Raw genomic sequence first — 15020 nt, 5'->3', positions numbered from 1 at the left:
ATGCGTTACATTGGACGGGACACCGGCTCGATCCAAGCCCCCGGGCCCAACCTTCGTCCCTTCGAGGGACCACTTGCCGCGAGGCGAGCATGGCGGGTCGGTGTCGTAAACGTCTGAAGGCCCCTCACCGTCCGGTGAGGGGCCTTCTTCCGTCGGGTCCCGACGAGTGCCGTCGGGACCCGACGGGCCGTCAGCCGTGCAACAGCGCGGGCACGCCGTCCGCGTCCGGCAGGTCGTCCGGACCGGAGAGCACGGTCAGCCGCTGGGTCGCGCGGGTCAGCGCCACGTACAGCACCCGCAGCCCGGCCTCCGACTCGCCGGCGATGCCGGTCGGGTCGGCCACCACGGTCGCGTCGTACTCCAGGCCCTTGGCCTCCAGGCTGCCCAGCGCCACCACGCGCCCGCCCAGGCCCTCGGCCCAGCCGGCCGCCTCGTCCCGGCGGTCCATCGGCACCACGATCGCCACGGTGCCGTCCACCTCGGTCAGCAGCCGCTCCAGCTCGGCCCGGGCGGCCTCGCCGAAGGCCTCCGGCGAGGGGTCGGTGGTGGCCGCGAAGCGCGGCTCCACGCCGACGCGGCGCACCGCGCTCGGTGACGGGGTGCCCGGCGCGGCCAGCGCCAGCACCTTCGCCGCGACCTCGGCGATCTCGGCCGGGTTGCGGTAGTTCACGGTCAGCGTGAAGCGGCGGCGCGGCTTGCCGGAGAGCACGTCGTCCAGTGCGGCCTGGGCCTCCTGCGGGAACGGCCAGGAGGACTGCGCCGGGTCGCCGACGATCGTCCAGGTGGCCATCCGGGCCCGGCGGCCGATCATCCGCCACTGCATCGGGGTGAGGTCCTGCGCCTCGTCCACGATGATGTGCGCGTACTCCCTGCGCTCGACCGGCTGGCGGTCGCGCTGGCGGGTGGAGCGGTCGGCGAAGGTGGTGACCTCCTCCAGGCCGCTCAGCAGGTCCACCGCGTCCACCTCGCGGACCTTCGGGCGGGCCGGCTCGCCCAGCAGCACCTGGAGCTCGTCGATCAGCGCGACGTCGTGCGCGGACAGCGCGCCCGCGCCCTCCGCGGACAGGTGGCGCCAGGAGGCGGCCAGCAGCCTGGCCTCGTCCGGGGTGACGGCGCGGCGGGCGATCCGGTTGGTGTGCCGGTGCTGCCGCAGCGTGCCGAGCACCCGGCGCGGGCTCAGCGCCGGCCACCAGGCGTCCAGGAAGTCCAGGAACGACGCCTCGTCCGAGACGTACTCGTCGAAGGACTCCTTCTCCTCCTGGCGCTGCTCGCGGGCGTAGTGGTCGGCGGGCTTCGGCAGGTCCCTGGTGGCCTGCTGCCACAGGGCGTCCAGCAGCAGCCGGCGGGCCCGCGGGCGCAGCAGGTTCAGCGGGGTGCCGCCGGAGCCCACCACGTTGCCGCGCACGGCCTTCAGCCGGGAGGCGTCCAGCTTCAGCACCTCGCCGCGGGCGACGACCTTCAGCTCCTGCGGCGCGCCCAGCTCCAGCGCCGCGCGGGCGGCCCGGCGCAGCAGCTGCACCATCCGGCCCGAGCCCTTGACCCGGGCCGCCTCGGGAGTGTCGTAGGTGCCGGCCTCGATGCCGTCCACCAGCGAGCCGACCGCCCGGATGGCGACCTGGCCCTCCTCGCCCAGCGCGGGCAGCACGCCCTCGGTGTAGGACACCAGCAGCGGGGTCGGCGAGACCACCAGGATGCCCCCGGCGTAGCGGCGGCGGTCCTGGTAGAGCAGGTAGGCGGCGCGGTGCAGGGCCACGGCGGTCTTGCCGGTGCCGGGGCCGCCGGTGACCAGGGTGGCGCCCGCGGCGGCGGCGCGGATCACCTCGTCCTGCTCCTTCTGGATGGAGGAGACGATGTCGCGCATCGAGTGGCTGCGGGCGCGGCCCAGCGAGGCCATCAGCGCACCGTCGCCGACCACGGCCAGCTCCTCGCCGTCCAGGGTCGGGGCGAGGTCCGGACGCAGCAGGTCGTCCTCGACGCCGATCACCTTGCGGCCCTTGGAGCGGATCACCCGGCGACGGATCACCCGGCCCGGTTCGACCGGGGTGGCGCGGTAGAAGGGGGCGGCGGCGGGCGCGCGCCAGTCGATGACCAGCGGTCCGTACTCGGCGTCCAGCACGCCCAGTCGGCCGATGTGGAGGGTCTCGGCGACGGCCGGGTCGGCCGGGTCGAGCGGGGTGTCCGACGGGATCCCGTGCTCCTCCGGGGCGTCCGCCCGCTGGAGGTCGATCCGGCCGAACAGGAAGTCCTCGAACTCGCTGTTCAGTCGGTGGAGGTGGGCGCCGGCCCGGTAGACCTGGGCGTCGCGTTCGGCGAGCGCGCCGGGGGTGCCGACCTGGACCCGCTTGGCGGCGTCCTCCAGGATGTACTCGGCCTCGGCGAGCTTCTCCTCCAACCGGTGGTAGACGGTGTCGAGGTGCTGCTGCTCACCGGCGATCTCGCGCGCGCGGACGGTCTCGTGGTCGGTGGCGGGGGTGGTGGGCGTGTTGCTCTGCATGGCCTCGGTGGTTGCGGCGGAATCCCGCTCCGGAAAACGAGCGGACGGATGATCCTACGCCGCGACCCCCGGGCCGCGCTGCTCCGGAACGTACAAAAATCGAAGGGCCGCCCTCCGCGGAGCGGAGGGCGGCCCTTCGAGTCAACATGGGGTGGTGGAGATGCCGGGAATCGAACCCGGGTCCAGTGGAGTTAATTCAGGGCTTCTCCGAGCGCAGTCCGCTGTGCTTTTCTCGGCCCTGGCGGTCACACGGACAAGCCGCCAACAGGCCCAGCTGCTGTTTGATTTCCCATCCACCCTCGCAGCCCGGGCGGACGGTTGAGTTCCCTAGATTATGCCAGGGTCCGGGTCGGGAACTCCCCGGTCTGACACCCAAGCGCTATCGGTGCTTATTAGGCAGCGAGAGCGAACTGCTGGGAATCGCGCTTAGAGTTGGCGATTATTTTTTTGCGACACGTGGTTAACGAGATCATTGCCGCGTTCCTCGGCTCGCTTCCCCTGTTTCAACATCCCCTGTCGAAACCGATCATCCCCATGTTTTGTTGAGAAACAGCTCGGACGGTGACCGTCCTTGTTGCTGGCGCCATACTACGCGAGGCGACCAGCGGGGGTCCAGCCGATTAACTCTGGCGCCGCCGGGCCGCCGCCACGGCGCGGGCCGTCTCGCGGGTGTCCTGCTTCTCGCGCAGGGTCTGCCGCTTGTCGTAGAGCTTCTTGCCGACCGCGAGGGCCAGTTCGAGCTTCACCCGGCCGTCCTTGAAGTACAGCGAGAGCGGGACCAGGGTGTGGCCCGCGTCGCGGACCTTGGTCTCGATCTTCTGGATCTCCATCCTGTGCAGCAGCAGCTTGCGCTTGCGCCGGGCCGCGTGGTTGGTCCACGTCCCCTGGGTGTACTCGGGGATGAAGACGTTGTCGATCCACGCCTCGTGGTTCTGGATGTACGCGTAGCCGTCGACCAGGTTGGCCCGCCCCTCGCGCAGCGACTTGACCTCGGTGCCGGTGAGCACCAGGCCGCACTCGTAGGTGTCGAGGATCGTGTACTCGTGTCGCGCCTTCTTGTTCTGCGCGATCAGCTTCTGTCCGGTTTCCTTTGCCATAACCCGGTCATTCTCGCACTTCGGGGCCGGATGGGGCAGCTGCTTTAGGCACGGGTGCCGAGCCCCGCGAGGACCCGCAGGGCGAGCTCGTCGGCCTCCTCGCCCGAACCGGCCGGGACGTCGGGCGTCAGGCCGGTACCGTCCGGGGAGCGTCCGGCCGGGGTGTAGTAGCGGCCGACGGTCAGCTCCAGCACGGCGCCGTCGGCGAGCCGGCTGGGCTGCTGGACGGTGCCCTTGCCGAAGGTCCGCGAGCCCACCACCACGGCGCGGCTGCGGTCCTGGAGGGCCCCGGCGAGCAGTTCGGCGGCGCTCATCGTGCCGCCGTCCACCAGCAGCACCAGCGGGGTGCGCTGGTCGCCGCCGGGCGGGGCGGTCAACTCCCTGGTCTCGCCGCGCTCCTGGTACGAGCCGACCGTTCCGCCGTCCAGGAAGATCCCGGCGGTGCCGGCCGCCTCGTCGACCAACCCGCCGGAGTTGCCGCGCAGATCGAGCACCACGCCGGTGTGCGGGGCGCGCAGCGCGGCGCGCACCTGGTCGGCCACGCCGCTGGTGAAGGCGCGCACGGTCACCCGCAGCACGCCCTTGCCCAGCTGCTCCGCGGTGACCTGCCGACTGTCCAGGAGCACGCGCCGCAGCCGCAGTTCGCGCTCCTCCGCCCCGCCGCGCCGGACCGCCAGGGTGACCTCGGAGCCGGCCCGGCGCTCCTCGCCCCGGCCGCGCAGCCGCGCGACCACCTCGGTGACCGGCAGGTGGTCGGCCTGGTCCTGACCGATCCGCACGAGCCGGTCGCCGGGGGCGATCCCGGCCGCGGCGGCCGGGCCGCCGGGGGCGACCTGGGAGACCTCGGTGACGCCGTCCTGGCCGCGGCCGACCGAGAGGCCGACGCCCGGGTAGCGGCCGTCCAGCCCCTGGCTGAACTCCGCGTACTCCTGGGCGCTGTAGTACGCGCCCCAGCGGTCGCCGCCGGCCGCCAGCAGGTGCTCGGCCTGCTGCTCCGACAGGGTGGCACCGGCCGGGTCCGCCGGGAGCCCGCCGGCGGCCCGGGCGGTGTCGGCGGAGGACCGGTGCGGCGGGTCGCCCGGGTCGCCCCAGGCGCCGGTGGCCGCGCCGGCCAGCAGCACGGCGCCGAACACCAGGCTGAGCACGGTCACCTGGCGGGCCCTGCGCGGAGTTTGCAGCATGGCACCGGAGTGTAGACACCGCCGCGCGCGGGACGAACCGCAACGGTGGACCGCGGAACGCCGACGGCCCCGTACGGCGCAGTGCCGTACGGGGCCGTCGGGCCTGCGGGAATCAGACCTTGAGGTACTTGCGCAGGGTGAAGAAGGCCGCGACGCCGGCCATGCCCATACCCACCACGATCAGCAGCGGTATCACCGCGAGCACCGAGCCGAGCCCGATGAAGTGGATGAACTGCACCCGGTCGGCCAGCCAGTTCTGGACGAAGAAGTGCCCGCCGATCAGCAGTCCGGAGGCCATCGCCGCGCCCAGCAGCGCCGAGAAGGCCGCCTCGGCGATGAAGGGCATCTGGACGTAGAAGTTCGAGGCACCGACCAGGCGCATGATCCCGGTTTCGCGCCGCCGGCTGTACGCCGACACCCGGACGGTGTTGACGATCAGCAGCAGGGCGACGAACAGCATCAGCACCATGATCACGAAGGCCGCCGTCTGGAGGCCGTTGAGCAGGCCGAACAGGTTCTCCAGGATCTTCCGCTGGTCCTCGACCGACTTGACGCCGGGCTTGCCGGCGAAGGCGCTCTGGATCACGTCGTACTTGGTCGGGTCGTTGAGCTTGACCCGCCAGGACTGCGGCATGGCGTCCGGACCCAGGACGGAGATGAGCGGGTTGTCCGGGTTCATCTCCTTCCAGTGCTTGTACGCCTCGGGCGAGCTCTCGTAGGTGGACGACTGGACCACCGAGGTCATCTTGTCCAGCTGGTCCTTGATGTCCTGGACCTGCTGGTCGGTGGCCGCGCCCTTGTCGCACTGGGGCGAGTTGCGGGCGTCCGCCTTCGTGCAGAAGTAGATGCTCACCTCGACCTTGTCGTACCAGTACCCCTTCATGGAGTTCACCTGGTCGCGGACCAGGAGCGAGGAACCGGCGAGGGCGAGGGAGAGCGCGACGCTGACCACGACCGCGATGGTCATGGTCAGGTTGCGTCGGAGACCCACACCGATCTCCGACAGGACGAACTGGGCACGCATGCGGGATACAACTCCAGGGTCGGTACTGCTCTGGTCTGGCGGGTCGGGCCGGCGGCCCCACGGGTCAGCGCTGGTCGGTCAGTGCTGGTATCCGTAGACGCCGCGGGCCTGGTCGCGGACGAGCAGCCCCTTGTCGAGTTCGATGACGCGCTTGCGCATCTGGTCGACGATGGCCTGGTCGTGGGTGGCCATCAGCACCGTGGTGCCGGTGCGGTTGATGCGGTCGAGCAGCTTCATGATGCCGACCGAGTTCTGCGGGTCGAGGTTGCCGGTGGGCTCATCGGCGATGAGCAGCATCGGACGGTTCACGAAGGCGCGGGCGATGGCCACGCGCTGCTGCTCACCACCGGACAGCTCGCCCGGCATGCGGTCCTCCTTGCCGCCGAGGCCGACCAGCTCCAGCACCTCGGGCACCACCTTGTTGATGGCGCTCTTGGGCTTGCCGATCACCTCCAGGGCGAAGGCGACGTTCTGCGCGACCGTCTTGTTCGGCAGCAGGCGGAAGTCCTGGAAGACGGTGCCCAGCTGGCGGCGCATGTGCGGCACCTTCCAGTTGGACAGCTTGCCGAGGTCCTTGCCCAGTACGTGCACCGCGCCCGTGCTGGGACGCTCCTCGCGCAGGCACAGGCGCAGGAAGGTGGACTTTCCCGAGCCGGACGAGCCGACCAGGAAGACGAACTCACCCTTCTCGATCTCCAGCGAGACGTTGTCCAGGGCGGGACGGTTCTGCTTGGGATAGGTCTTGGAGACGTTGTCGAATCTGATCACGGCTGCATCACGGAGGCCATCCTAGGCGGCGCCAGTCCTCGGTCGATCCGCCCCGGAGGCCCGGTCCATGGGCGGGCGAAAGGAGCGCGGTGGGCTGCTCCCGGTCTGGGACCATACGCGAATCGGCGACCGGCCCGCAGGGGCCGCCCGTGACAACGGCCGGACTCTGCGGGAGAATGTCCGCTTATGCCCCGAATATTGCGAGGCATCTCACAGCCCGGAAGCCGGAACTGCCGGAACCTGGCAGAGTGGAGGTGGGCGACCGTGTCACGGCCGCTCCCCCGTACAGGGCAGTGCATGGAACCAAAGCCCCGTCCGGTGCGTTGGCTGTAGCAGCGAGGAGGAGATCGCATGACCTGCGACCATCTGGTGTGCGCCAACTGCAACGGCCGCGTCAGCGACGGGCGTTGCCCGGTGTGCCGGGCCAACCGGGCCCGGCTTCAGGAGCAGCAGAGCCCGTTCGCCGCGCTCTCCCCCGCGATGCTGCTGGCCCTGCTGGCCGGACTGCTCGCGGTGGCGCTGATCGCCCGGCAGGCACTGGCCTGACGACCCACGACGCGTACGACGAAGGGCCCCGACCGCTGCGGTCGGGGCCCTTCGTCGATGTCGGCCGTTACTCGGCGCTGGTCTCGCGCTGCTTGCGCCAGCGGATCCCGGCCTCGATGAAGCCGTCGATGTCGCCGTCCAGCACGGCCTGCGGGTTGCCGGCCTCGTACGCGGTGCGGACGTCCTTCACCATCTGGTACGGGTGCAGCACGTAGGAGCGCATCTGGTTGCCCCAGGAGCTGCCGCTGTCCTTGAGCGCGTCCATCGCCGCCTTCTCCTCCTGGCGGCGCCGCTCCAGCAGCTTGGCCTGGAGGACGTTCATCGCGGACGCCTTGTTCTGGATCTGCGAGCGCTCGTTCTGGCAGGAGACCACGATGCCGGTCGGGATGTGCGTGATGCGCACCGCCGAGTCGGTGGTGTTGACGCCCTGGCCACCGGGGCCGGAGGCACGGTAGACGTCCACCCGCAGCTCGCCCTCGTCGATGTCGACGTGGTCGGACTGCTCGACGACCGGGAGGACCTCGACGCCGGCGAAGGAGGTCTGCCGGCGGCCCTGGTTGTCGAACGGCGAGATCCGCACCAGGCGGTGGGTGCCCTGCTCGACCGAGAGGGTGCCGTAGGCGTACGGCGCCTTCACGGTGAAGGTCGCGGACTTGATGCCGGCCTCTTCGGCGTACGAGGTGTCGTACACCTCGGTGGGGTACCCGTGCCGCTCGGCCCAGCGCAGGTACATGCGCATGAGCTGCTCGGCGAAGTCGGCGGCGTCCACGCCACCGGCCTCGGCACGGATGTTGATCAGCGCCTCGCGGGCGTCGTACTCGCCGGACAGGAGGGTGCGGACCTCCAGCTCCTCGACGGCCTTCTGGAGGGAGACGAGCTCGGTCTCGGCCTCGGCGCGGGTGTCCGCGTCGTCCTCGGCCTCGGCGAGCTCGAACAGCACGCCCAGATCGTCGATGCGGCTGCGCAGGCCCTCGACCCGGCGCAGTTCGCCCTGGAGGAAGGAGAGCCGGCTGGTCACCTTCTGCGCGTTCGCGACGTCGTCCCACAGGGTGGGGGCGGCTGCCTCCTCCTCCAGGACCGCGATGTCGGCCCGGATCTTGTCCAGGTCGAGGACGGCCTCGATCGACCCCATGGTCGTATCGAGGTTCTTGAGCTCTTCGGAAGGATCGACGGCTGCCACGCCCCCAGGGTAATGGTTCCGGGAGTGGTCATGACGACACCCCCGGCTCCCCGGGGGTCACGGCCGCCGTCACGGCCGCGCCGGCGGCTCCGGCTGCGGGGCCCGCGGGCCGGTGCCCGACACCGCCGGACGGGCCGGGTGGCCGCCGTCCGGGACGGTGGCCGCGAACGCCGTCCAGGCCGCGGCGGCGCCCGCCAGCAGCAGGACGGTGGCGATCAGGACGGCCAGCATCCGGCGGCGGCGCAGCAGGGCCTGGCGGTCCCGGCGGTGGCCCGGGGCGGCGCGCTGGGCGCGGGACTCCAGCGCGTAGGCGGCCAGCTCGTCGGCGGACGGGCGGCGCAGGCTGGTGTGGGTGTCCCGGGTGGAGTCCGGGGCGGCGCCCGGCACCAGCGGGACGGCCGGACCGCGGCGGCGCTTGTGGATGCCGGGGCCGGCGTCGATCTCGGCGTAGACGGCCTCGCCGGGGGTCAGCTGCTCCTCGACCGGGGCCCGGCCCTGGCCGGGCACGGCGAGCACCGGCAGGCCGGCCAGCGAGGGCAGCTGCTCGCGCAGCCGGGAGGCCAGCTCGGCGGCGCGCAGCCGGGAGGCGGGGGCCTTGGCCAGGCACTCGGAGATGATCCGCCACAGCCCGTCCGGCAGGCCGGGGATCGGCGGCACCTGCTCGGTGACGTGCCGGCGCAGCACCGCGCCGGTGTGGCCGCCGCCGAAGGGGGTGAAGCCGGCCAGCAGCTCGTACAGCACGGTGGCGAGGGCGTAGATGTCGACGGCGGCGCGCGGCTCCAGGCCCTCGATGATCTCGGGGGCGAGGTAGTCGGGGGTGCCGATGATCCGGGTGGCCCGGGTCCGGCGGGGGGCGTCGACCAGGCGGGCCACGCCGAAGTCGGTGAGCTTGGCGCGCGGGGCGCCGCCCGGGCCGGGGGCGGCGGCGAGGTCGAGCAGGACGTTCTCGGGCTTGACGTCGCGGTGGACGATGCCGGCCGCGTGCGCGGCGGCCAGGCCGTCGGCGACGTCGGCGATGATCGAGGCGGCGGTCTGCGGCGGCAGCGCGCCGTCCCGCTCCAGCCGGGAGCGCAGGTCGGTGCCCTGGACCAGCTCCATCACCAGGGCGAGGTCGCTGCCGTCCACCACCATGTCGCGCACGCCGACCACCCGGGGGTGGTCGAGGCTGGTCAGCGCGGTGCGCTCCTGGACGAAGCGGCCGACCAGCACCTGGTCGGCGGCGAGGTCCTCGCGCAGCAGCTTGACCGCCACCGGGCCGTCGGGCCCCTCACCGAGCCAGACCGTGCCGGCCGAACCCCGGCCGATCACCTGGTGGACGGTGTACCGGCTGCCGATCTTGCGTGCCAATGCTGCTCCGTGGGCGGCGCGGGAGCGCTCCGGGGGTCCGGCGCGCTCGGTGGGGCGGGACAACAGCGACCAACCTACGCGCCCGGAGGCCCTGCGCGGGCCGCCCGAGGGGCCCGGAGCGGGAGTCCCGGCCGAGAAATCTCGCGAATTGTCGACATAGCGTCAAAATTGCCGCCCGGGGCGGGCCGGGGCCCGGATCGGCTCCGGCCCCGGCCCGCGGCGGCGCTAGCTGCCGACGAGGCCGTTCACCCAGTCGCGCGCCGAGTCGAACCAGCCCACGACGTTGTCCCAGTACTGCGGCAGCGGCGTGAAGTTCCACAGCGCCAGCCCCGCCACGGCGAGCACCAGCAGCACCATCAGACAGCCCTTGAGGCAGCCGAGCCCCGGAATGTACATCCGGTTGCGGCTGCGCGGACGCGGCTCACGGGCCGGCGCGGGCTCGCGGCGGGCCGGTGCCGGCGGCTCCTCGCGGCGCTGCGGCGGGGCCTCCCGGTACTGCGGCGCGGGCGGCTCGGCCCGGCGCGCCACCGGGGCGGGCGCGGGCGGCGGCGGGTAGCCGCCCTGCGACTGCCCGTACCCGGACGGGGCCTGCCGGTAGCCACCGGGCGGCTGCGGACGGCCGCCCTGGCCGCCCTGGCCGCCCTGGCCTCCTTGGCCCCGCTGGCCCCCCTGACCGCCCTGGCCGCCCCGGCCCGCCTGGTAGGGCGGCGGGGCCACCGGCGGACGCTGGGCGTAGCCGGGCGGGGGCGGGGACTGGCGGTAGCCGCCGGGCTGCTGCGGCCCGGCGGGGCCGCCCGGGGCGCCCTGGCCCGGCCGGTGCCCCTGGCCGGCGTGGCCCCCCTGGCCGGCCTGGTAGGGCGGCGGGGCGACCTGCGGCTCCGAGTGGCCCTCGTAGTCCTCCGGACCGAAGTAGCCGACCTGGGTCTGCTGGTTGCGGTCCCGCGCCGCGCGCAGCTGGGTCTGCCACGGGTGCGGCGCCTCCTCCTGCGGCGGCGCGACGGGCGGGGGCGGCGGCACCGCGACGGGCGGCATCACCCGGGTGCGGTCCGCGGCGCCCTGCGGGGGCGCCGGCGACGGCTGGGTGCCCATCACCCGGGTCGCCGCGGCCGGGTCGAACGACCCGGCCGGGGTCGGCGGCAGCACCTGGGTGCGGTCCTCGGTGCCCGGGGCCACGGCGCCCGGCATCGTCGCCATCGGCGACATCGGCGCCATCGTGGTGGGGACCGCGGTCGGCTGCGGGTCCGGCAGCAGCAGGGCACCGACCGCCAGCGCCTCGTCCACCGCCGGCGGGGAGGCGTGCACCCCGACGCCGGCCGCGACCACCCGCAGCGCGTGGGCCAGCGAGGTGGCGCCGGGCCGCTGGGCCGGGTCCTTGCGCAGGCAGCGCTCGATCACCGTCCAGAGCGGCTCGGGCATCGTGCTGGGCCGCTGCGGCTCGTGGGCCAGGTGGGCCTGGAGCACGGCGAGCGCGCTGTCCCCCTGGAACGGCTGCCGGCCGGTGACCAGCTCGTACAGCATGATCCCGGCGCCGTACACGTCCACCGCGGAGGTCTGCGGGCGGCCCTCGGCGGACTCCGGCGCGACGTAGGCGGGCGTGCCGACGAACTCGTGGGTGCGGGTGACGCCCGGGGAGTCGGCGAGCCGGGCGATGCCGAAGTCGGTCAGCAGCGGGTGCATCCGCTCGGCGCCGTCCACCACGGTGGAGGCGAGCAGCACGTTGGCCGGCTTGAGGTCGCGGTGGACGATCCCGTCCGCGTGGCTGGCCGCCAGCGCGTCCGCGACCTGGGCCATCAGCAGGGCGCCGGCGATCGGGCTGAACGGGCCGTTGGCACGCAGGTAGCGGGCCAGGTCGGGGCCCTCCACCAGGTCCATCACCAGGGCCAGCAGCTCGCCCTCGACGACCAGGTCCCGGACCCGGACGATGTTGGGGTGGGTCAGCCGCAGCAGCAGCGAGCGCTCGCGCAGGAAGCGCATCACCACGTCGGGGTCGGCGGCCAGCTCCTCGCGCAGCACCTTGATCGCCACCCGCTGCCCGGGCGCACAGCCCGGCACCTGCGCGTCCTCGCGCACCACGCCGCGCCAGACGGTCCCGGTCGCACCCCGTCCGAGGGTCTCCTCCAGCAGATATTTGCTGCCGACTGGCCGCACCTGTCGCACTCCTCGCCGTGCCGCCCGCGCGGGGCGCTCCTCCGCCGGTGCGGTGAGCCTGCCGGGCCCGTGTCTGCGGCCACTCTAACGGTGCCGGTTCGGGTTTTCGGGGTGGCCGGTAGGCCATCCGTACGGTCTGGGGAAGGGTTGGGGGACATCCCCTAGGGAAGGTCCCGGGCACCCCGCGAGGAGGCGGTCGGCCCTGACTCCCCGTCGCCCCGTCACGGTGCCGATCGCAAGATCGTCAAATCCGGTACCGTGCGCGGACCGTCCTCGACGGATGGCAGGATGGACACTCGCCACTCGTGTGGCCCAACGGTGCCCACGGCACCGGGCAGCGGTACCAGGTTCACATCAGCAGAAGGGACCCGCGGGCGAGATGCAGATCCGGCTGACCGTCCTCCGACCGCGCAGCGGCCCGGCCGCCGCCGGCTCCGCCATCCCCTACGTGGACGTGCTGGTCACCGCGCCCGTCGGCACCGCACTCGGCGCCATCGCGGGTGCGCTCGCCGGCGCCGTGGGCGTGCGCGGGCCACGGGCCGCCACCCACGTGCACCTGTACGCCGGGGCGCACCGGGTCGACGAGCACACCCTGCTCGGCCACCCCCCGCTGCTCGACGGCGCCGTCCTCAGCCTGAACGAGCCCGACCCGACCGCCGACGACCCCGACGACGCCCCTGCCGCCGCCGAACTGCGCGTGGTCGGCGGCCCCGACGCCGGCGGCGTGCACCGGCTGCACGGCCGGGAGATCCGGGTCGGCCGCTCCGCCGAGGCCGACGTCCCGCTCGACGACCCGGACGTCTCCCGGCTCCACCTCTCCCTGCACCTCGCCGAGGACGGCCGGGTCTCCGCGCGCGACCTCGGCTCCACCAACGGCACCACGCTGGACGGCCGCCTCGTCCCGCCCGGACCGCCGGAGGCCGCCGTCCCGCTGGAGCCCGGCGCCGTGCTGCGGATCGGCGAATCCACCCTCCAGGTGACCGCCCCCGACCCGGCCGAGGCCGCCGGCACCACCCGCGCCGCCCTGCCGGACGGCAACGGCCACCTCCAGCTCGCCGCCCCCGGCCCGGCCCGGCCCGCGCCGCCCGTGGTCGAGCCGCCCACCGCCCCCGAACCGGCCCCCGGCCGCGGCCGCGGCCTGTTCTCCCTGCTGCCCGGCCGCACCGCCGAACCGCCCGGCCAGGAGAGCGCCGAACGCCACCACGCCGCGGTGCGGCTGCGCCAGACCGCCGCCCAGCGCGAACGCTGGCCCGACCTCGCCACCCTGCTGCTCAACGCCGTCGGCCCCGGCCCCCGCCTCTGGGAACGCGGCCCCGGCCACCCCGACGCGCTCACCCTGCGCCTGGGCACCGCCGACCGCCCCGGCGGCCCCGGCACCACACCCGGCACCACGCTGCCCGCCGTCCCGGTCACCCTCGACCTCCAGACCGCCGGCAGCCTCGGCCTCAGCGGCCCGCGCGAGCGCCTGGACGCGCTCACCCGCGCCGTCGTCGCCCAGCTCGCCGCGCTGCACCCGCCGACCGGGCTGAGCCTGGTCGTGGTCGACGCCGACCAGACCCGCACCGCCGAGGAGCGCGCCGACACCTGGGCCTGGGCCCTGTGGCTGCCCCACCTGCGCCCGGTCGACGGCCAGGACTGCCGACTGCTGATCGGCCTCGACGACGAACAGGCCACCGCCCGGCTGACCGAGCTCACCGCCCGGCTCAGCGGCCCCAGCGGCCTCGGCGGCCACCCCGCGACCGTGGTCGTGGTGGCCGGCCGGCCGGCCACCGAAGCCGCCCGCCAGGCACTCGACCTGCTGCTGCGCCAGGGCCCGGCGGTCGGCATCTTCCCGATCTGCCTCGCCGAGCAGCCCGAACTGCTCCCCCGGGGCCTCGGCGCCACCGCCCTGATCACCGGCGAGGTCGGCACCCAGCTCTCGCTGAACCGCCCGGTCGCCCGCGGCCGGGAAGCCCTCCACGAGGTCTCGCTGGACGCCGTCTCGGACGCCTGGGCCGAACGGCTGGCCCGCGTCCTCGCCCCGCTGCGCGAGGCCGTCCCGGCCGCCCGCGGCCCGCTGCCCGACGTCCTGCGGCTGCTCGACCTGCTCCAGCTCGACACCGTCACCCCGGCCAAGCTGTCCGCCCGCTGGGAGGCGCACGCCGGCGGCATCGGCGCCGCCACCGCCCTGCTCGGCACCACCCGCGACGAGCTCTGCACCCTCGACCTGGCCGACCCCGAACTCACCCTCCCCTCCCCCGACCCGGGCGGCCCGCACCTGCTGATCGGCGGCGCCCGCGGCTCCGGCAAGACCGAACTGCTGCGCACCCTGGTCGCCTCGCTCGCCGTCTCCGAACGGCCCGAGCGGCTGACCGTCACGATCATCGAGGGCCGGGCCACCCCGGACGGCCAGGACGGCCTCGACGGCTGCACCGACCTGCCGCACGTCACCGGCCGGGTGAACGCCGCCGCCGACCCGCGCGCCGCACTGCTCGCCGCCGAGGCACTGGAGGACGAACTCGCCCTGCGGGAGCGGCTGTTCGACGGGCTGGACTTCGCCTCCTGGCACGCCGCACGGATCCTCGACGAACAGGGCCCGGACGGGCGGGAGGCGCACGCGGAGCACCCCAGGGTCCCGGTACCCGCCGCCGTCGGCGGCGGCGCGGCCACCACACCCCGGATCATCCCGCCGCGCAGCGCGGAGGGCCCCCGCCCGACCGGACCCGCCGCCGCGCCCGCCCGGCTGGTCGTCGTCGTCGACGACTACGACGCGCTGCTCTCCCCCACCTCCGCCGCCGGCCGCCCGCTCACCCGCGCGCTGGCCGCCGTCGCCCGCCGCGGCGGACCGCTCGGCGTGCACCTCGCCGTCGCCACCGGCCGCCCGGAGGAGAGCGCCGGCACCGAGGTGGACGAGGCCGCGCTGCTCCGGATCGCCCTGCGCACCGACGACCCGGCCGACTCCGACCTGCTGATCCACCTCGGCGACGCGGCGGCCCTGCCCGAAGACACCCCCGGCCGCGGCTACCTCCGCCTCCCGGACGGCGGCGTCACCGCCTTCCAGACCGCCCGGATCAGCGGCCGCATCCCGCGCACCGCCACCCTGCGGCCCACCGTCGTCGCCATAGACCCGCTCCAGCTCGGCGCCCCGCCGGCCCGCCGCCCGGTCCGCGAACTCGGCAACGGCCCCACCGACCTCGCCCTCCTCGCCAGCGCCCTCCAACGCGCCGCCGCCCTGGACGCGCTGCTCGGCATGCTC

Annotated in this window: 10 protein-coding genes and 1 other RNA gene; 2 read left to right on the top strand and 9 right to left on the bottom strand. The window is 74.1% G+C overall.

Annotated elements, in window-relative coordinates; translation table 11 throughout:
• Positions 1–190: 190 nt before the first annotated feature.
• The 6 genes from ACFVHV_RS17500 to ftsE all read right to left on the bottom strand — a co-directional run bounded on the left by ACFVHV_RS17500 (position 191) and on the right by ftsE (position 6564).
• Positions 191–2494 carry a UvrD-helicase domain-containing protein gene (locus tag ACFVHV_RS17500; RefSeq protein WP_359904244.1) on the bottom strand — a complete coding sequence of 768 codons (2304 nt, stop codon included), beginning with the start codon at positions 2492–2494 and terminating at the stop codon, positions 191–193.
• A gap of 152 nt (positions 2495–2646) precedes the next feature.
• Positions 2647–3028, bottom strand: a transfer-messenger RNA (tmRNA) gene (ssrA, locus tag ACFVHV_RS17495).
• An 86-nt stretch (positions 3029–3114) separates the two neighbouring features.
• Positions 3115–3591, bottom strand: coding sequence for an SsrA-binding protein SmpB (gene smpB, locus ACFVHV_RS17490; RefSeq protein ID WP_359904247.1), 477 nt, complete (start codon positions 3589–3591; stop codon positions 3115–3117).
• A 44-nt stretch (positions 3592–3635) separates the two neighbouring features.
• Positions 3636–4772 carry a S41 family peptidase gene (locus tag ACFVHV_RS17485; protein ID WP_359904249.1) on the bottom strand — a complete coding sequence of 379 codons (1137 nt, stop codon included), beginning with the start codon at positions 4770–4772 and terminating at the stop codon, positions 3636–3638.
• A gap of 112 nt (positions 4773–4884) precedes the next feature.
• Entirely contained in the window at positions 4885–5796 is a 912-nt protein-coding gene (gene ftsX, locus ACFVHV_RS17480; protein WP_359904252.1) for a permease-like cell division protein FtsX, read from the bottom strand.
• A 78-nt stretch (positions 5797–5874) separates the two neighbouring features.
• Positions 5875–6564, bottom strand: a complete 690-nt coding sequence (gene ftsE / locus ACFVHV_RS17475) for a cell division ATP-binding protein FtsE (protein ID WP_030059730.1) — start codon at positions 6562–6564, stop codon at positions 5875–5877.
• Positions 6565–6915: 351 nt separating this feature from the next.
• Here ftsE and ACFVHV_RS17470 point away from each other — a divergent pair, with 351 nt between their 5' ends.
• Positions 6916–7110, top strand: a complete 195-nt coding sequence (locus tag ACFVHV_RS17470; protein WP_359904255.1) for a hypothetical protein — start codon at positions 6916–6918, stop codon at positions 7108–7110.
• Between the two features lie 67 nt (positions 7111–7177).
• Here ACFVHV_RS17470 and prfB read toward each other — a convergent pair whose 3' ends face one another.
• From prfB to ACFVHV_RS17455, 3 genes are all read right to left on the bottom strand, one after another.
• A complete protein-coding gene (gene prfB, locus ACFVHV_RS17465; RefSeq protein WP_359904258.1) occupies positions 7178–8290 on the bottom strand; it encodes a peptide chain release factor 2 in 1113 nt (370 codons plus the stop codon).
• Positions 8291–8359: 69 nt separating this feature from the next.
• Positions 8360–9637, bottom strand: coding sequence for a serine/threonine-protein kinase (locus ACFVHV_RS17460; RefSeq protein WP_359904260.1), 1278 nt, complete (start codon positions 9635–9637; stop codon positions 8360–8362).
• A 225-nt stretch (positions 9638–9862) separates the two neighbouring features.
• The gene (locus tag ACFVHV_RS17455) at positions 9863–11785 is read right to left on the bottom strand and encodes a protein kinase (protein ID WP_380351902.1); all 1923 of its coding nucleotides are present in this window, start codon (positions 11783–11785) and stop codon (positions 9863–9865) included.
• Between the two features lie 379 nt (positions 11786–12164).
• On the opposite strand from ACFVHV_RS17455, the gene ACFVHV_RS17450 reads away from it, so the two are divergent.
• Positions 12165–15020 (top strand): FtsK/SpoIIIE domain-containing protein (locus ACFVHV_RS17450; protein ID WP_380351901.1); only part of this gene is annotated, 2856 nt, incomplete at its 3' end.

It is taken from the genome of Kitasatospora sp. NPDC127116, from assembly GCF_042677365.1.
In the GTDB taxonomy this organism is placed as follows: Bacteria; Actinomycetota; Actinomycetes; order Streptomycetales; family Streptomycetaceae; genus Kitasatospora; species Kitasatospora lactacystinica.
This window is presented reverse-complemented; position numbering and strand designations above follow the sequence as displayed.

What these genes read in the sequence shown, in the direction of transcription:
- smpB (WP_359904247.1), bottom strand. Translation starts at nt 3,591, where the DNA reads ATGGCAAAGGAAACCGGACAGAAGCTGATCGCGCAGAACAAGAAGGCG.
- ftsX (WP_359904252.1), bottom strand. Translation starts at nt 5,796, where the DNA reads ATGCGTGCCCAGTTCGTCCTGTCGGAGATCGGTGTGGGTCTCCGACGC.
- ACFVHV_RS17470 (WP_359904255.1), top strand. Translation starts at nt 6,916, where the DNA reads ATGACCTGCGACCATCTGGTGTGCGCCAACTGCAACGGCCGCGTCAGC.
- ACFVHV_RS17485 (WP_359904249.1), bottom strand. Translation starts at nt 4,772, where the DNA reads ATGCTGCAAACTCCGCGCAGGGCCCGCCAGGTGACCGTGCTCAGCCTG.
- ACFVHV_RS17500 (WP_359904244.1), bottom strand. Translation starts at nt 2,494, where the DNA reads ATGCAGAGCAACACGCCCACCACCCCCGCCACCGACCACGAGACCGTC.